This is a genomic window from Zhengella mangrovi (assembly GCF_002727065.1).
Taxonomy (GTDB): Bacteria; Pseudomonadota; Alphaproteobacteria; order Rhizobiales; family Rhizobiaceae; genus Zhengella; species Zhengella mangrovi.
In genome coordinates, this window is record NZ_PDVP01000004.1 from 117885 (window position 1) to 135141 (window position 17257).

The 17257-nt window shown below is 66.4% G+C and carries 13 protein-coding genes; 4 read left to right on the forward strand and 9 right to left on the reverse strand.

The features are described 5' to 3' along the window. Positions 1 to 77: 77 nt before the first annotated feature. Positions 78 to 980: a GGDEF domain-containing protein gene (locus CSC94_RS09530; RefSeq protein ID WP_165784387.1), complete on the forward strand. Its 903-nt coding sequence runs from the start codon at positions 78 to 80 to the stop codon at positions 978 to 980. A 160-nt stretch (positions 981 to 1140) separates the two neighbouring features. Continuing rightward, on the forward strand, positions 1141 to 3165 hold the full coding sequence (locus CSC94_RS09535) for a DEAD/DEAH box helicase (protein WP_099306100.1): 2025 nt from the start codon (positions 1141 to 1143) through the stop codon (positions 3163 to 3165). A gap of 168 nt (positions 3166 to 3333) precedes the next feature. On the opposite strand, the gene CSC94_RS09540 is transcribed toward CSC94_RS09535, so the two are convergent. Then, a complete protein-coding gene (locus CSC94_RS09540; RefSeq protein WP_165784388.1) occupies positions 3334 to 4026 on the reverse strand; it encodes a Crp/Fnr family transcriptional regulator in 693 nt (230 codons plus the stop codon). A gap of 296 nt (positions 4027 to 4322) precedes the next feature. Between CSC94_RS09540 and CSC94_RS09545 the strand changes: the two genes are divergently transcribed. Then, positions 4323 to 4844 carry a MarR family winged helix-turn-helix transcriptional regulator gene (locus tag CSC94_RS09545; RefSeq protein WP_165784389.1) on the forward strand — a complete coding sequence of 174 codons (522 nt, stop codon included), beginning with the start codon at positions 4323 to 4325 and terminating at the stop codon, positions 4842 to 4844. Positions 4845 to 4847: 3 nt separating this feature from the next. Here the strand turns inward: CSC94_RS09545 and pyrC are convergent, their stop codons facing one another. From pyrC to CSC94_RS09585, 8 genes are all read right to left on the reverse strand, one after another. Next, positions 4848 to 5909, reverse strand: a complete 1062-nt coding sequence (gene pyrC, locus CSC94_RS09550) for a dihydroorotase (RefSeq protein WP_099306103.1) — start codon at positions 5907 to 5909, stop codon at positions 4848 to 4850. Positions 5910 to 6048: 139 nt separating this feature from the next. Continuing rightward, complete coding sequence (locus tag CSC94_RS09555; protein WP_099306104.1) at positions 6049 to 6711, reverse strand: YiaD family glycine zipper/OmpA-like lipoprotein; 663 nt, start codon at positions 6709 to 6711, stop codon at positions 6049 to 6051. Between the two features lie 170 nt (positions 6712 to 6881). Further along, positions 6882 to 8798 (reverse strand): propionyl-CoA synthetase, encoded by a 1917-nt coding sequence (locus CSC94_RS09560; RefSeq protein ID WP_099306105.1) that lies wholly within the window; start codon positions 8796 to 8798, stop codon positions 6882 to 6884. Positions 8799 to 8848: 50 nt separating this feature from the next. After that, a complete protein-coding gene (scpA, locus tag CSC94_RS09565; RefSeq protein ID WP_099306106.1) occupies positions 8849 to 10984 on the reverse strand; it encodes a methylmalonyl-CoA mutase in 2136 nt (711 codons plus the stop codon). After that, positions 10981 to 12987, reverse strand: a complete 2007-nt coding sequence (locus CSC94_RS09570; protein ID WP_099306107.1) for an acetyl-CoA carboxylase biotin carboxylase subunit — start codon at positions 12985 to 12987, stop codon at positions 10981 to 10983. Before CSC94_RS09570 ends, scpA begins: the two co-directional genes overlap by 4 nt. Before the next feature lie 70 nt (positions 12988 to 13057). Further along, positions 13058 to 13435 carry a hypothetical protein gene (locus CSC94_RS09575; RefSeq protein WP_099306108.1) on the reverse strand — a complete coding sequence of 126 codons (378 nt, stop codon included), beginning with the start codon at positions 13433 to 13435 and terminating at the stop codon, positions 13058 to 13060. A gap of 25 nt (positions 13436 to 13460) precedes the next feature. Next, positions 13461 to 14993 (reverse strand): acyl-CoA carboxylase subunit beta, encoded by a 1533-nt coding sequence (locus CSC94_RS09580; protein ID WP_099306109.1) that lies wholly within the window; start codon positions 14991 to 14993, stop codon positions 13461 to 13463. Beyond that, on the reverse strand, positions 14993 to 15571 hold the full coding sequence (locus CSC94_RS09585; RefSeq protein WP_099306110.1) for a biotin transporter BioY: 579 nt from the start codon (positions 15569 to 15571) through the stop codon (positions 14993 to 14995). The genes CSC94_RS09580 and CSC94_RS09585 overlap by 1 nt, the downstream gene beginning before the upstream one ends. Positions 15572 to 15700: 129 nt before the next feature. On the opposite strand from CSC94_RS09585, the gene CSC94_RS09590 reads away from it, so the two are divergent. Beyond that, the gene (locus CSC94_RS09590; protein WP_099306111.1) at positions 15701 to 17122 is read left to right on the forward strand and encodes a helix-turn-helix domain-containing protein; all 1422 of its coding nucleotides are present in this window, start codon (positions 15701 to 15703) and stop codon (positions 17120 to 17122) included. Positions 17123 to 17257 lie beyond the last annotated feature (135 nt).

The window sequence follows — 17257 nt, forward strand, 5'->3', positions numbered from 1 at the left end:
CGGCGGCTGCCATGCCGAGACGGGTCGCTCCGATCCCGGCATGTCCGATCCCAGAATGCATTCCGAACGGAGCCCCCATGTCGATCTTCCGCACGCATTTCATTGCGCGGGTTTTCCTGACCAGTTTCATCTGCGTCCACGTTCCGCTGATCTTCGCGGTTTTCTACAATATCGTCCTCGACCACGTCGTCGACTACTACGCGCTCTCGGGCCTGGTGCTGGCGACGCTCGTCGGCACGGTCGGCTCGATCCTCATCCTGCACCGCGAGCTTCGCCCGGTGGTCGCGGTGTCCCATGCGCTCAAGGCCTACGCGGAACGCCGGGAGCGAGTGCCAATCCTGCACCGGTCGGACGACGAGATCGGTGCGCTTTCCGATGCCGCGAACTGGTCCATCGACACGCTCGACACCCTGCTCAAGGACATCGAGCGCCAGGCCAGCACCGATGCACTGACCGGCCTGCCGAACCGGCGCGCGTTTCTCCGCGTCATCGAAACCGAGAAGCCCGCGATGCTGGCGATCCTCGATATCGACCGTTTCAAGGCGATCAACGACACGCTGGGCCATGATACGGGGGACGCCGTGCTGAAGTCGGTCGCCTCGACGATCCGCAATGCGCTGCGCTCGGCCGACGTGGTGGCGCGCTGGGGCGGCGAGGAATTCGTCGTGCTGCTTCGCCGCTCGTCCGCGGTCGAGGCGATCGAGGCGATGGAGCGGGCCCGCAAGGCCGTCGAACGCAAGCTCATCCTGGAGGATCGGGCGGTGACGTTCTCGGGCGGGCTGGTCCAGATGAGCGGCGATTTCGAGCAGGACCTGGTCCAGGCCGACCGTGCGCTCTACAGCGCCAAGGAATCGGGGCGCAACCGTGTCGTGTTCAGCGCCGGTTCGCAGCGGGCGGCGGCCGAGGCCCCGGCGCTTGCCCCTTCCTTGCGCGATGCGGCAAGCAGACAGAACGAAACCATCCTCCAGGGTGCCGGTTGACAGCGCACGCGGGACCGGACGGCGCATTTGCGCCGGGCCGGCCTCATTGATCATTGACGGGAAGGCCCGGGAAGCATAAAGCTGCAAGCAATGTTATGGGCGCCATTCGCCCACGCTGGCTTGCTCAGAAGCGCCAGCCCTGTCCGAAAGCCTTCAATCGATGACCCTACCCGACACCATCGCCGCGCCCTTGCGCGCAGCGCTTGACGCCCGCGGCTATTCCGACCTCACGCCGGTTCAATCGGCGATGCTGGAAGAGCGCGCCCTCGATGCCGACCTGCTCGTTTCCGCGCAGACCGGTTCCGGCAAGACCGTTGCCTTCGGTCTTGCCCTGGCTCCGCTGCTTCTGCCCGACGGGGTGCGGACCGGCTTCGGCGATGCTCCGCAGGCGCTGCTGATCGCGCCGACACGCGAACTGGCCATGCAGGTGCGCCGCGAGCTGGAATGGCTCTATGCCGACACGGGCGCGCGCTTTGCCTCCTGCATCGGCGGCATGGACTACCGGCGCGAATTGCGGGCGCTGGGCGAGGGCGCGCAGATCGTGGTCGGCACGCCGGGCCGGTTGCGCGATCACATCACGCGTGGCTCCCTCGACCTGTCCGATCTCAAGGCCGCCGTGCTGGACGAGGCCGACGAGATGCTGGACCTCGGGTTCCGCGAGGACCTGGAGTTCATCCTCGACGCGGCACCGGAGGAGCGGCGGACGCTGCTGTTCTCTGCCACGGTCGCGCCGCCCATCGAGAAGCTGGCGAAGACCTACCAGCGCGACGCGGTGCGCATCGCGCTCACCTCGCGCAGCGACAGCCATGCCGACATCGAGTATCGCGTCATGCCGGTGCGGCCGAACGAGCGCGATCACGCCGTCGTCAACACGCTGCTGTGGTTCGATTCCAAGAACACGATCATCTTCTGCCAGACCCGCGAGGCCGTTCGTCACCTGGCATCACGGCTGACCAACCGCGGCTTCCCGGTGGTCGCCCTGTCGGGCGAACTGACGCAGGCGGAGCGCAGCAATGCCCTGCAATCCATGCGCGACGGGCGGGCGCGGGTCTGCGTGGCAACCGATGTCGCGGCGCGGGGCATCGACCTTCCCAACCTCGATCTCGTCATCCACGCCGACCTGCCGGGCAACCCGGAAACGCTGTTGCATCGCTCGGGACGGACGGGACGGGCCGGCCGCAAGGGCGTTTCGGTGGTCATCGCGCCGCATCACCGCCGGCGCAGCGCCGAGCGCGTGCTGAATGCCGCGCGGGTGGATGCGTCCTACCTGGCCGTGCCGGATGCGGCGGCCGTCGAGGCGCGGCAGGTGGAGCGCATGCTGGCGGATGCCAGCCTGTCGCTGCCGATCGAGACCGACGAGGTGGACCTGATCGAGCGCCTGCTGGCGGATCACAATCCCCGCCAGATTGCCGCGGCCTGGATCCGGGCGCAGCGGGCGACCATGCCGACTCCGGAGGAGGTGAACGCGGTTCCGGATGCGCCGCCGCGCCGCGAGGTCGGAGAACGGCCGGACACGCGCTTCCAGAACGGCGTGTGGTTCTCGCTGTCGATCGGCCGCAAGCAGTCGGCCGAGCCGCGGTGGATCCTGCCGATCATCTGCAAGGCCGGCGGTGTCACGCGGGCCGCGGTCGGCTCGATCCGCATTCTGGACCACGAGACCCGGTTCGAGATCGAGACGTCGGTGGCCGATGCCTTCGCGGCCGCGGTGGCCAAGGGCGGAGCGCTGGAAAAGGGCGCGCGGATCGTGCCTGCCGATGGCGAAGGGGCGGGCGCGCCTGCTCGCAAGCCGCATCGCAAGGGCACGAAGCCGCCGGAACACAAGGGCGGCCCGGGCAAGGCGGGCGCGAAGGACTGGGGGGACGCAAAGCGTCCGGGCAAGCGCGAACGCCAGGCGGCGCGGACTTCCCTGGCAGCAGAAGGCGAGGCGGCGCTGGGCACCGACCGATTCCGCAAGCGGCCCTACCGGGACGAGGACGGCTCCGGCGGCGAGGGCGGCCGATGGCAGCGTGGCCCGGGCGGCGGCAAGGAACGGCGCGATGGCGACCGCGAGCCGGGCTCCGGCTATCCGAAGTCGGGGCGGGGTGGCAAGCCGCGCGACGCCGGCGGCGGAAAACCACCGGCCCATGCGCGCAAGGGGGCCGGCAAGGCCAAGCCGTTCAAGAAGCCCGGCAAGAAGAAGAGCTGACCTACCGGCGGCGAAACCCGCCGCCGGAGCATTTCCGCTTTTCGCCCGAATTGCCGGGTCGCTGGCCGCAAGTCCGGACGCGAAACCGGTGCCCCTTTCGCTGGACTTGCCGGGTCCCTGGCCGCAATTCCGGACGCGAAACCGGTGTCCACTTTCGCTGGACTTGCGCTAGAGCTGCAGGGTCGCCGATATGCTTCGCGACAGTTCGTCCGGCTGCGTGAGGATGAGCGCGCCGCGGGTACGCTCCAGCAGGCCGTTCTTCGCCAGGCGTGACATTTCCCGCGAGACGGCCTCGCGGCTCGCCCCGATGTGCTCGGCGAGGTCGGAGTGGATGATCGGCGGCGAGATCACGCGCTGGTCCTCGTTCCCCGGCCTCTGCCGCGACAGGCGCAGCAGCGTGTTGTAGAGCCGGTGGCGGGTGTCGAGAAAGGACAGTTCCGCGATCCGGCGGGTCAGGTCACGGGTCCGTTCCGAGAGGCAGACGAGCAGAAAACGCGCCAGCCTGGGCTGTTCGTCCAGCATCTCGTGAAACAGCTGCTCGGGGATCCGGTAGACATCCGTCTGGACCAGGGCCGTCAGGCTGGCCGAACGGGGCTTGCCGTCGAGGGCGGCCAGTTCGCCGAACAACTGGCCCGGGCCCAGTTCACCCAGGATGATTTCCTTGCCGACGGCGACGCGCAGGATCACGCGCACCTGGCCGGCGGCGATCAGGTAGAGGTCTGCCCGGGAATCATCGAAGTCGACGACTGTTTCCTGCGACTGGAAGCGGATCGGCGTCCAGGCCGACTTGAGCCTTTCCAGCCAATACTCGTCCAGGCACTCCAGAAAAGGCGCGTGCGGAAGCCGCGGTATGCTGTTCATCTTGTCTCCGTTCGGCCCCACGCCGACAGATTGACCGATTGGACAAGAATTCGGGCCAAACATCAAGGCCGTGTGATTGCTGTCACATGATCTTCAGCAAAGCTTTGCTAATTTCGAATCCAGCGATGCAAGTCGCTGCGTTTCAGGAAAAACCGGATGCCTCAATGCCCCAGAGGTGTCTGGTTTTTCCGAAACGTTTGCCCGTTCCCCGTTTCACCAGTTCCTTGAATTCCGCGTTTTGCCGCCCGAGCGGAGCGTGTTATCCTTCCCGACCCCGTGTTTTTGGGAGGAAACACTTGGAGATAAACGTCAAGGACAGGCTGCCGCCGGTCGTGGAGGATACGACCGCCCAGGCCGCCATGGATATCCGGGACCTCGTTTCGTTTCGCCTCGCCAGGCTGGCGGCGGCGAGCGACAAGGTTGCACAGCAATGGTCCCTGGCCCAGTTCGGCATCAGGCTCAACGAATGGCGGGTGCTCGGACTCGCGGCGGCCATGAACCCGGCTGCCTTCTCGGACGTGGCGCGGATGCTTTCCATGGACAAGGGACAATTGTCGCGCATCGTCAAGGCGTTGACCGCTCGCGGCCTGATCTCCCCGGCACCGGACCAGCGGGACCAGAGAGCCCTGAGCCTGTCGGCGACGGCGAAGGGATACGCGCTCTACCGCGAGATGTGCGCCATGGCGGACCGGCGCAACCGGGAGACCATGGCCTGCCTTACCGCGGGCGAGCAGGCCGAACTGCTGCGGCTCCTGGGCAAGGTCGCCGACGAGATCGACGACAGCCTTCGGTTCTCGGCGCGCAGCAACAACGCCTGAGCGTCAGCGGCTGGCGTTCTCGCTGTCCCTGACAGCCCAGTGCAGCGGAAACATCGGATCGAACAGCGTCACCGGTCCGGCGCCGGTCACGATCCTTGCCGGGTAGGCGACCGGCGTCTCGCGACGTTCCAGCGTGATCGTCCGCGGGTTGACCGGCAGGCCGTAGAAGGCCGGCCCGTTGAGCGAGGTGAACGCCTCGAGCCTGTCGAGGGCGCCGTCTTCCTCGAAGACATGGGCCAGGCAGGACAGCGTGTTGGTGGCCGAGAAGATGCCGGCGCAGCCGCAGGCGCATTCCTTGAGGGGATCGACATGCGGGGCGGAATCGGTGCCGAGGAAGAAGCGGCTGTCGCCACCGGTCGCGGCCTTGCGCAGGGCGAGGCGATGGGTTTCGCGCTTGGCCACCGGAAGGCAGTAGTAGTGCGGGCGGATGCCGCCGGCCAGGATCGCGTTGCGATTGATGATCAGGTGGTGGGTGGTGATGGTGGCGGCGAGGTTGCCGCTCGTATCGGCGGCCACGTAATCCGCCCCATCCTTCGTCGTGATGTGTTCCATGACCACGCGCAGGCCAGGGATACGGCGGCGCAGCGGGTCCAGAACCCGGTCGATGAAGACAGCCTCGCGATCGAAGATGTCGATGTCGCTGGCGGTCACCTCGCCATGCACGCAAAGCGGCATGCCGATCCCGGCCATGCGCTCGAGGACGGGATAGACCTTCTCGATGTCGCGCACACCGGACTGGGAATTCGTCGTCGCACCGGCAGGGTAAAGCTTCACGGCCGTGACCAGGCCGCTCTCGTGGGCGGCGGCGACATCGTCTGCATCCGTCCCCTCGGTCAGGTAGAGCGTCATCAGCGGCGTGAAGTCGTGGCCCTCGGGCAGGGCGGCCAGGATGCGGTCGCGGTAGGCCCGGGCGTCGTCGCTGGTCACCACCGGCGGCACCAGGTTCGGCATGATGATGGCGCGGGCGAAATCGGCCGAGGTGTGCGGCAGAACCCCTTCCAGCATGGCGCCGTCGCGCAGGTGCAGGTGCCAGTCGTCCGGGCGGGCAATGGTGATGGTCTTCATCGGAAACCTCGTCTCGATCCTTGGCCGAGGCTGTACACAGGCCCGGCCGCGGCATCAAGCGCGTGGTCCATGATTCGACGTGAAAACGGCGCGCCTGGCAGGACGCGCCGTCGTGTCACGGGTCGTCTCGCCGGTGCGATCAGCCCTGCTCGGTGATCGGTACCAGCTTGATCTCGACGCGGCGGTTGAGCGCGCGGCCGTCCGGCGTGGCGTTGGAGGCGACCGGCTGGCTTTCGCCGAGACCGGCGATGTAGAAACGCCGGTCGTCGACGCCGCGGCCGCTCAGGTAATCGGCAACGGAGCTGGCGCGGCGCTGCGACAGGGCGAGGTTGTACTGGTCATCGCCGGTGGAATCGGTGTGTCCGTAGACATCGACCAGGGTGCGGTTGAACTTCTGCAGCACGATCGCGACGGAGTTCAGCGTCTGGTAGAAGGACGGCTGAACCTGGTCCTGGTCGGTGGCGAAGGTGATGTTGGACGGCATGTTGAGGATGATGTCGTCGCCCACGCGGGTGACGGAGACCCCGGTGCCCCGCAGCTGGGCGCGCAATTCGGCCTCCTGCTGATCCATGTAGTTGCCGATGCCGGCGCCGGCGAGCGCGCCGATGCCTGCGCCGATCAGGATGGCGTTGCGCTGGGCCACCTTCGAACCGCCGACCGCCGCTCCGGCCAGGGCGCCGACGCCGGCACCGAGGGCCGTGCCGAGCGCGGTGTTGGAGACCTTCTGCTGGCCGGTATACGGGTCAGTCGTACAGCCGGCGGCGAGACCCGCCACGGCCATGACGGCGATCAGTTTCTTCATGCGAATTACCCTCTCTTGCTATTGGGTGCCGGCAGACCCTGCCGAATCTTCCATCGAAGCATGCCGTTAGATGCGGGTTTTGTCGAATTTCGGGCAGCGGACGGCCGTTGATCCATAAAAAAACGGCCGCCCTGTCCGGGCGGCCGCGAAATTGTCCGATCGAGGCCGGATCAGGCGAAGACGCCGACCTTGCGTCCGGTCAGCGTGTCGGTGATCTCCTCCAGGATGGCGGGATCATCGATGGTCGCCGGCATGTTCCATTCCTCGCCGTCGGCAATCTTCTGCATGGTTCCGCGCAGGATCTTGCCGGACCGGGTCTTCGGCAGCCGATCGACGGTCAGGACCGTCTTGAAGGCAGCGACCGGGCCGATCTTCTCTCGCACCAGCCTGACCACCTCGGCCTCGATCTCTTCGGGGGGACGGTTCACGCCGGCCTTCAGGATGACGAAGCCGACCGGCATCTGGCCCTTGAGCTTGTCGGCGATGCCGATGACAGCGCATTCGGCGACATCCGGATGGGAGGCGATGACCTCCTCCATGCCGCCGGTGGACAGGCGATGCCCGGCGACGTTGATGATGTCGTCGGTGCGCGCCATGATGAAGAGGTAACCGTCCTCATCCTTGATGCCGGCGTCGGCCGTCTTGTAGTAGCCCGGGAACTCGGCCAGGTAGGCGTCGTGGAAGCGCTGGTCCGCGTTCCACAGCGTCGGCAGGCAGCCGGGCGGCATGGGCAGCTTGACGACGATGTTGCCGAGCGTTCCGGCCGGCAGCGGATGGCCGGCATCGTCGAGCACCTGGATATCGTAGCCCGGCAGGGCGACCGTGGGCGAGCCGAGCTTGACCGGCAGGGCGCCGAGGCCGATCGGGTTGCCGGCCATGCACCAGCCGGTCTCCGTCTGCCACCAGTGATCGATCACGGGAACGCCGAGCTGGTTCTGTGCCCAGACGATGGTGTCCGGATCGGCGCGCTCGCCGGCGAGGTAGAGCACGCGCAACGACGAGATGTCGTACTTCTTCAGGTACTCGCCGTTCGGGTCTTCCTTCTTGATGGCGCGGAAGGCCGTGGGGGCGGTGAAGAAGGAAGCGACCTTGTGATCGGCGATCACGCGCCAGAAGGTGCCGGGATCCGGCGTGCCGACCGGCTTGCCCTCGAACAGGATGCTGGTGCAGCCTTTGATCAGCGGGCCGTAGACGATGTAGGAATGGCCGACGACCCAGCCGACATCCGACGCGGCCCAGAAGGTTTCGCCGGCGTCGACATTGTAGAGCGCCTTCATCGACCAGTTCAGCGCCACCATGTGGCCGCCGTTGTCGCGCACGACACCCTTGGGCTGGCCGGTCGTGCCCGATGTATAGAGGATGTAAAGCGGATCGGTGGCGGCGACGGAGACGCATTCGACCTGCGTGCCGGTGGCCATGTGGGCCTCGACAGCGGCGCGGTAGTCGACGTCGCGGCCTTCCGTCAGGTCGCAGGTCTGCTGCTCGCGCTGCACGATGATGCAGGTTTCGGGCTTGTTGGTGGACAGCTCGATCGCCTTGTCGAGCAGCGGCTTGTAGGCGATGACACGGCCCGGTTCGATGCCGCACGAGGCGGAGATGATGGCCTTTGGCGAGCAATCGTCGATACGGGTTTTCAGCTCGTTGGCAGCAAAACCGCCGAAGACGACCGAGTGGATCGCGCCGAGGCGGGCGACCGCCAGCATGGCAAAGGCGGCCTCCGGGATCATCGGCATGTAGATGAGGACACGGTCGCCCTTGCCGACGCCCTTGTCGCGCAGCACGGCGGCAAGCGCCTCGACCTCGGCCTTGACCTCGGCATAGGTGAATTTCTTCAGCGCGCCGGTGATCGGGCTGTCATAGACGAGAGCGACCTGGTCGGCGCGGCCGCCGGCGACATGGCGGTCCACCGCGTTGTAGCAGGTGTTGCATTCGGCACCGACGAACCAGCGGCCGTAAGCGCCGGCATCCTTGTCAAACACCTTGTCCCAGGGCTTGAACCAGTCGATGTCGGCAGCCGCTTCGGCCCAGAAGCCTTCCGGGTCCTTTTTCCAGCCTTCATAGACGTCGTGATATCGGCTTTCGGTCATGGCTTCTCCTCCAGATGGCGGGAGGGCCGGAAACTCCGGCCCCCAATGGGTTAGCGATTGCGTCGCAGGCCGGAAACCTGTCCCAGGACCGCTTGCGCCGCGTCGATGACATTGGTGCCCGGGCCGAAGATCTCGGCCACGCCCGCTTCGCGCAGGAAATCATAATCCTGTTCGGGGATCACTCCGCCGCACACGACGATGATGTCGTCTGCGCCGCGTTCCTTCAACTTGGCAATCAGTTGCGGAACCAAAGTCTTATGTCCGGCGGCGAGGGACGAGACACCGACCACGTCGACGTTGCCGGACACGGCCTTGGCCGCCACTTCCTCCGGCGTTTCGAACATGTCGGTCATGGCAACGTCGAAGCCCATGTCGGAAAAGGCGGTGGCAATGACCTTGGCGCCGCGGTCGTGACCGTCCTGGCCCATCTTTGCGACCAGGATGTTGGGCGCCTTGCCGCGCTCGTCCTTCAGGGCGCCGATGCGGGTTTTCAACGCCGCCATTTCCGGATCGTCCTTGTAGGCATCGCCATAGACACCGGAAATCACGCGGGTCGTGGCGTGATGGCGGGTGAAGGCGCGCTCCATGGCATCGGAAATCTCGCCCAGGGTCGCGCGCTGGCGGGCGGCCTCGACGGCGGCTTCCAGCAGGTTGCCTTCGCCGGAGCGGGCGACCTGCTCGAGGCGGCCCAGGGCGGCGTTGCAGGCGTCGGCATTGCGCATGGCGCGCACCCGCTCGAGCCGGGCGATCTGCGCGGCGCGGACCCTGGCGTTGTCGATGTCGAGAATGTCGATGGGCGTCTCGTCCTCGAGGCGGAACTTGTTGACCCCGACGATGACATCCTCGCCCTGGTCGATGCGGGCCTGGCGGCGGGCGGCCGCCTCCTCTATGCGCATCTTGGGAAGGCCGGCCTCGACGGCCTTCGTCATGCCGCCCATCGCCTCGACTTCCTCGATCAGCGCCCAGGCCTCATCGGCGAGGTCCTTCGTCAGTGCCTCGACATAGTAGGACCCGCCCAGCGGATCGACGACCCTGGTGACGCCGGTCTCGTTCTGGAGAATGAGCTGGGTGTTGCGGGCGATGCGGGCGGAAAATTCCGTCGGCAGCGCGATGGCCTCGTCGAAGGAATTGGTGTGCAGCGACTGGGTGCCGCCGAGCACGGCGCTCATCGCCTCGAAGGCGGTGCGCACGACGTTGTTGTAGGGGTCCTGCTCGGTCAGCGAGACGCCCGATGTCTGGCAGTGGGTGCGCAGCATTTTCGAGCGTTCCGACTTCGCACCGAAGTCCTCCATGATCTTCGACCACATCTGGCGGGCGGCGCGCAGCTTCGCGGCTTCCATGAAGAAGTTCATGCCGATGCAGAAGAAGAAGGAGAGGCGGCCGGCAAAGGCATCCACGTCGAGGCCCCGGGCCATGGCGGCGCGCACGTATTCCATGCCGTCTGCCAGCGTGTAGGCCAGTTCCTGGGCCAGCGTCGCGCCGGCTTCCTGCATGTGGTAGCCGGAAATCGAGATCGAATTGAACTTCGGCATCTCGGCCGCCGTGAAACCGATGATGTCCGCGATGATCCGCATGGAGGGTTCCGGCGGATAGATGTAGGTGTTGCGGACCATGAACTCCTTGAGGATGTCGTTCTGGATGGTGCCGGACAGCAGCTTGCGGTCGACGCCCTGTTCCTCGCCGGCAACGATGAACATGGCCAGCACCGGGATGACCGCGCCGTTCATGGTCATCGACACGCTCATCCGGTCGAGCGGGATGCCGTCGAAGAGGATCTTCATGTCCTCGACGCTGTCGATCGCCACGCCGGCCTTGCCGACATCGCCGACGACGCGGGGATGATCGCTGTCATAGCCGCGATGGGTGGCGAGGTCGAAGGCCACCGACAGGCCCTTCTGCCCGCCGGCGAGGTTCTTGCGATAGAAGGCGTTGCTTTCCTCGGCCGTGGAGAAGCCGGCATATTGCCGGATCGTCCAGGGCTGGCCGGCATACATGGTGGAGCGCACGCCGCGGGTGAAGGGTGCAAAGCCCGGCAGTTCGGCCGCCGCGCCCTGCGGCAGGTCCGCGGCCGTGTAGAGCGGCTTCACGGTAATGCCTTCCGGCGTTTCCCAGTTCAGGGCGGACGGGTCCTTGCCCTTCAGGTCCTTCGTGGCGAGGTCGATCCAGTCGCGGGCGGTCTTGGTCACTTCTCGAACTCCATGATCACTTCGTCGACGGCAAGGCTGTCGCCCGCCTTGACCGGAATTTTCTTCACCACGGCCCTTTTTTCGGCGCGCAGCACGTTTTCCATCTTCATGGCCTCGACGATGGCCAGCGTCTGGCCCTCCTGCACCTCCTGGCCTTCTTCCACGGCGATGGAGACGATCAGGCCGGGCATCGGGCAGAGCAGCAGGTTGGAGGTGTCGGGCGCAGCCTTTTCCGGCATCAGGCGGTTCAGTTCGGCGGCGCGCGGGTTGAGCACCATGACCCGTGAATCCAGTCCGCGCTGGCGCAGGCGGAAGCCGCCCGGTGCCCGCTCGACCTTGACGGCATGGCGCTCGCCGCCGATCTCCAGGTCGGCGAGGCGGTCGCCGGGGCGCCAACGGGTGGTCACGGTGACGGCCTTGCCGCCTTCCGGCGTGACGGTGAAGGCGTCGCCCTCCTGGGTGATGGAAAGGGGATAGTCGGCGCCGGCGAGGACGGCGACGCGGCGCGTGCGCATGTCCTCGTTCGACTGGTTGAAGCGGGCGCCGGAAATGCCGGCACGGCGTTCGTCGGCAATGCGCTGGAGCACGGCGGCGACGATGGCGAAGCGGCCGGCGGTCTGCGGGTCCGGCGCGGCGTTCTCGAAGCCGTCGGGATATTCCTCGGCGATGAAGGCGGTGGACAACCGTCCCTCGCGCCAGCGCGGGTGCTGCATCAGGGCGGCGCAGAAGGGCAGGTTGTGGCCGATGCCCTCGACCTCGAAACGGTCCAGCGCGTCGGCCATGGCGTCCACGGCCTTCTCGCGCGTCGGCGCCCAGGTGCAGAGCTTGGCGATCATCGGGTCGTAGAACATCGAGATCTCGGACCCTTCCGTGACGCCGGTGTCGTTGCGCACGACATGGTCGCCGTGGCGGCCTTCTTCCGGCGGACGGTAGCGCGTCAGCCGGCCGATGGACGGCAGGAAGTTGCGGTAGGGGTCCTCGGCATAGAGGCGGCTCTCGATGGCCCAGCCGTTGATGCCGATGTCGGCCTGCCTGAGGTCCAGCTTTTCCCCGGCGGCGATGCGGATCATCTGCTCGACGAGATCGACGCCGGTGATGAGCTCGGTGACCGGATGCTCCACCTGCAGGCGGGTATTCATTTCCAGGAAGTAGAAGTTGCGGTCCTTGTCGACGATGAATTCCACCGTGCCGGCCGACTGGTAGTCCACCGCCTCGGCCAGCGCCACGGACTGTTCGCCCATGGCCTTGCGGGTGGCCTCGTCGAGGAAGGGCGAGGGGGCTTCCTCGACGACCTTCTGATTGCGCCGCTGCACGGAGCATTCGCGCTCGTTCAGGTAGATGCAGTTGCCGTGGGCGTCGGCCAGCACCTGGATCTCGATGTGGCGCGGTTCGACCACGAACTTCTCGATGAAGATGCGGTCGTCGCCGAAGGAGGAGGCGGCCTCGGACTTGGAGCGGTCGAAGCCCTCGCGCGCCTCGGCGTCGTTCCAGGCGATGCGCATGCCCTTGCCGCCGCCGCCGGCGGATGCCTTGATCATGACCGGATAGCCGATCTCGCCGGCGATCTTCACCGCGTGGTCGGCATCGTCGATCAGGCCCATGTAGCCGGGCACCGTGTTGACGCCGGCTTCCGCCGCGATCTTCTTTGAGGTGATCTTGTCGCCCATCGCCTCGATGGCCTTCACCTTCGGACCGATGAAGACGATGCCTTCGCGTTCAAGGGCCTCGCAGAACGACGCGCGCTCCGACAGGAAGCCGTAGCCCGGGTGCACGGCCTCGGCGCCCGTCTGCCTGCAGGCAGCGATGATCCGGTCGGCCAGGAGATACGACTGCGCCGCGGGCGGGGGGCCGATATGCACGGCCTCGTCGGCCATCTTGACGTGCTCGGCGTCACGGTCGGCATCGGAATAGACCGCCACGGTGGCAATGCCCATCTTCTTCGCCGACTTGATGACGCGGCAGGCGATCTCGCCGCGGTTGGCGATCAGGATCTTCTTGAACATCAGGTTCTCTCCCCTCGTGGGCTGCGCTTGTTCGCGCCCGGAATTGTCGTGTTGGTGCAAACTGGTTTCATCACACCTCCAGCACGTCGGCGAAGGCCTCGGGCATGGTCCGGCGCGCCACGTCCTCATCGATCCTCAGCATGGCCTCGTAGGACTGCGGATCGAACGGGGTTTCGGCCGGCACGATCTCGCGGCCGAACAGCCAGTTGATGCGGCCGGCGTCGAGATTGCCCCGTTCGAAGGGCTCGCCGCCGAAATGGTGCCAGATCGCGTGGAGGAAGGCCGTGTCCGCCAGTTTCTCGATCTCCGCGCGGTCGTGGTTGCGGGCGCGCTCGAAGATGCGCGCCACGCCCTTCGGGTTGGCGCGGCGGATCGTGAACTGCAGACCGGTCCCCGGCAGGCCCGAGGGAAAACCGCGATGCTTCGTCATGTCAGGCAGTCTTGGCATCAGCGCCTCCTCACCGCGCGGCCCCTCACAGCGGAATGTTGTCGTGCTTCTTCATCGGCGTCTCGACCTTCTTGGTCTTGAGCATCTCGAAGGCACGCAGCACGCGGCGGCGGGTGGAATGCGGCATGATGACCTCGTCGATGAAGCCACGCTCGGCCGCCACGAAGGGATTGGCGAAGCGGTCCTCGTATTCCTTCGTGCGCGCGGCGATCTTCTCCGGGTCGCCCAGTTCGGAACGGTAGAGGATCTCGGTGGCGCCCTTGGCGCCCATCACGGCGATCTGCGCGGTCGGCCAGGCATAATTGACGTCGGCGCGGATGTGCTTGGAACTCATCACGTCGTAGGCGCCGCCATAGGCCTTGCGGGTGATGACGGTGACCTTGGGCACGGTCGCCTCGGCATAGGCGAAGAGCAGCTTGGCGCCGTGCTTGATGATGCCGCCGTATTCCTGGCTGACGCCCGGCAGGAAGCCCGGCACGTCGACCAGGGTGAGGATGGGAATGTTGAAGGCATCGCAGAAGCGCACGAAACGGCCCGCCTTCTTGGAACTGTCGATGTCGAGGCAGCCGGCCAGCACCATCGGCTGGTTGGCGACGACGCCGATGGTGGAGCCGTTCAACCGGATGAACCCGCACAGGATGTTCTTCGCATGGTCCTTCTGGACCTCGAAGAAATCGCCCTCGTCGGCGATCTTGGCGATCACCTCGTGCATGTCGTAGGGCTTGTTGGGATTGTCCGGGATGATGGTGTCGAGCGCCATTTCCAGGCGGTCCGGCGTGTCGGCGGTCGGCAGCACCGGCGGCTTCTCGCGCGAGGACAGCGGCAGGAAATCGACCATGCGACGGACTTCCAGGAGCGCTTCGACATCGTTCTCGAAGGAGCCGTCGGCAACGGAGGACTTGCGGGTGTGGGTGGAAGCACCGCCCAGTTCCTCGGCCGTGACGATCTCGTTGGTGACGGTCTTCACCACGTCCGGGCCGGTGACGAACATGTAGGAGGTGTCCTTCACCATGTAGATGAAGTCGGTCATGGCGGGCGAATAGACCGCGCCGCCGGCGCAGGGGCCCATGATGACCGAAATCTGCGGCACCACGCCGGATGCCTGGACGTTGCGCCAGAAAACCTCGGCGTAGCCGCCGAGCGAGGCGACGCCTTCCTGGATGCGCGCGCCGCCGGAATCGTTCAGGCCGATCACCGGGCAGCCGTTCTGGACTGCCAGGTCCATGATCTTGCAGATCTTCTCGGCGTGGGTTTCCGACAGCGAACCGCCGAAGACCGTGAAATCCTGGGAAAAGACATAGACCGGGCGGCCGTTGATCGTGCCCCAGCCGGTAACCACGCCGTCACCGGACACCTTGGTGTCGGCCATGCCGAAATCGGTGCAGCGATGCGTCTTGTACATGTCGTACTCCTCGAACGACCCTTCGTCGAGGAGGATGTCGAGGCGTTCGCGCGCGGTCAGCTTGCCCTTGGCGTGCTGGGCGTCGATGCGCTTCTGGCCGCCGCCGAGGCGGGCCTGTTCACGGTGCTTTTCGAGCTGGTCGAGAATGTCCTGCATCATGCGGCTCCCTTGTTGCGGATCCATGCCCATGCGGCCGGGAAAACGGCTGCCGCGAGCGCGGCCTTGAGAATGTCGCCATAGACGAACGGCCACAGGCCGAAGGCGAGGACGGGCTTGTCCCAGCCGATGATCGTGCCGAGCCAGGCCAGGCCCGGCAGATAGATCAGCGCGCCGGCAAGGAGGGCGGCGGCAAAGGCGGTCAGCGGGTGGCGATCCCAGCCGCGCCCGGCAAGCTGCCCGGCGACGACGGCGGCAAGCAGGTAGCCGGCGAGATAGCCGCCGGTGGGTCCTGCCATGTAGGCGAGGCCGATGCCCTTTTCCGGCGTGCCGGCGAAGACGGGCAGGCCGGCGGCACCTTCAGCGAGGTAAAGCGCGACGGCGGCGAGGCCGAGCCGCGGACCAAGCGCCAGGCCAAGGCCGATGACCACGAAGGTCTGCATGGTCATGGGAACGGGCCAGAACGGCACCTGGACCTTTGCCGACAGGGTCAGCAGCAGCGAGCCGGCAAGCGCGGCGAGGGCCGCACGGGCGAGGCTTTCGCCCCGGCCCCGGTGAAGGGCGGAAAACAGCGTCATGGCGATGAAGACTCCTCCGGACAATTCTTTCCGGTTGCATACGCCTTCCGGAGGGCTTCCGGCAGGGTTGAAATTGTGACAAAGTGAAAGAAGTAAAATTGTGTTTTGCAGAAAGCGAAATTGCGAACAATGCGCGCCAGGAAACTCTTCGCCGGGCGGAAGATCCGCGACATCCGCCTTCGCCAGGGGCTGACCCAGGCCGCTTTCGCCGGACAACTGGGCATCTCGACCAGTTATCTCAACCAGATCGAGAACAACCAGCGCCACCTGACGGCCGCTGTGCTGCTGGCCCTGGCAGAAAATTTCGCTGTCGATATCGCCTCGCTGTCGGAGAATGACGGCGACCGGCTGCTGGCGGACATGGCCGAAGCGCTGGCCGATCCGCTGTTCTCCGGCCAGCAGCCGACCTCGGCGGACCTGCAACTGGTGGTCCAGAACGCGCCGGGCCTGGCGCGGGCCTTCCTCTCCATGCACCAGGCACTGCGGCGGGCCGGCGAGCAACTGGCGGAACTGGACGACACGCTGGAGCGGGCCGGGGCCATGAGCGAGCCGACGCCCTATGACGAGGTGCGCGACTTCTTCCACTATATCGACAACTACGTCCACGAACTCGACCTGGCGGCCGAGGACCTGGCCGAGGGCATGAGCGGGCAGACCCGCAACCGGGTGCGGCTGATGGCCGACCACATCGAGCGGCGCCACCGGGTGCGGGTGATGATGAGCGCCGATCCGGCCGGCGGGCCGGCACCGATGCGCCGGTTCGACCCGGCCGCGCGGGTGCTGACATTGAACGCGCGGGCCGACGCGGCGACCAATGCCTTCCAGATCGCCCACCAGATCGGACTCTTGGAGCATGACGGCGCGATCCGCCAGATCATCGAGCGGGCCGACCTGCGCTCGGCCGATGCGCGCGCGGTCTGCCGGATCGGGCTTGCCAACTACTTTGCCGGTGCAGTGATGCTGCCCTACGGCCAGTTCGCCTCCGCGGCGCGCGAACTGCGCCACGATCTCGACCTCCTGGCCGACCGCTTCGGCGCCTCCATCGAGCAGGTGGGGCACCGGCTTTCGACACTGCAGCGGCCGGGCGCCAAGGGCGTTCCCTTCTTCTTCGCCCGCGTCGACCAGGCGGGCACGATCACCAAGCGGCACTCGGCGACCAAGCTGCAATTCGCCCGATTCGGTTCGGCCTGTCCGCTGTGGAACGTCCACCGCGCCTTCGAAACGCCGGGGCGCATCATCCGGCAACTGGCCGAGACGCCGGATGGCGCGCGCTATCTTTGCCTGGCGATGGCCGTTTCGAAACGGGCCGGGGGGTTCCGCGACCCGGTGCAGCGCCACGCGCTGGCGCTCGGGTGCGAGATCAGCCACGCCGGCGAACTGGTCTATGCCGACGATCTCGACACGGCCCGCGACGAGGCGTTCGAGCCGATCGGCATCTCGTGCCGCATCTGCGAGCGGCGCAACTGTCACCAGCGGGCAGTGCCGCCACTCAAGCGCAAGCTGACCGTCGATCATAACCTGCGCAACACCATCCCCTACGCTTTCGAGTAGGCGCCGGCCTGCCATGCGTCCTGCAATCCCGGGCGGGAAACCGGTTCCCGCTTTCGCTGGAATTGGCTTGTCCCTCGCCGCAATTCCGGCCGCGAAACCGGTTCCCACTTTCGCTGGAATTGCTTGTGGCAAACT

Bases quoted from the DNA above. Each gene is read 5' to 3' on its own strand.
- CSC94_RS09535 (WP_099306100.1), top strand. From the start codon at position 1,141: ATGACCCTACCCGACACCATCGCCGCGCCCTTGCGCGCAGCGCTTGAC.
- CSC94_RS09590 (WP_099306111.1), top strand. From the start codon at position 15,701: ATGCGCGCCAGGAAACTCTTCGCCGGGCGGAAGATCCGCGACATCCGC.
- CSC94_RS09540 (WP_165784388.1), bottom strand. From the start codon at position 4,026: ATGAACAGCATACCGCGGCTTCCGCACGCGCCTTTTCTGGAGTGCCTG.
- CSC94_RS09570 (WP_099306107.1), bottom strand. From the start codon at position 12,987: ATGTTCAAGAAGATCCTGATCGCCAACCGCGGCGAGATCGCCTGCCGC.
- pyrC (WP_099306103.1), bottom strand. From the start codon at position 5,909: ATGAAGACCATCACCATTGCCCGCCCGGACGACTGGCACCTGCACCTG.
- CSC94_RS09585 (WP_099306110.1), bottom strand. From the start codon at position 15,571: ATGACGCTGTTTTCCGCCCTTCACCGGGGCCGGGGCGAAAGCCTCGCC.
- CSC94_RS09555 (WP_099306104.1), bottom strand. From the start codon at position 6,711: ATGAAGAAACTGATCGCCGTCATGGCCGTGGCGGGTCTCGCCGCCGGC.
- CSC94_RS09580 (WP_099306109.1), bottom strand. From the start codon at position 14,993: ATGCAGGACATTCTCGACCAGCTCGAAAAGCACCGTGAACAGGCCCGC.
- CSC94_RS09575 (WP_099306108.1), bottom strand. From the start codon at position 13,435: ATGCCAAGACTGCCTGACATGACGAAGCATCGCGGTTTTCCCTCGGGC.
- CSC94_RS09560 (WP_099306105.1), bottom strand. From the start codon at position 8,798: ATGACCGAAAGCCGATATCACGACGTCTATGAAGGCTGGAAAAAGGAC.
- CSC94_RS09530 (WP_165784387.1), top strand. From the start codon at position 78: ATGTCGATCTTCCGCACGCATTTCATTGCGCGGGTTTTCCTGACCAGT.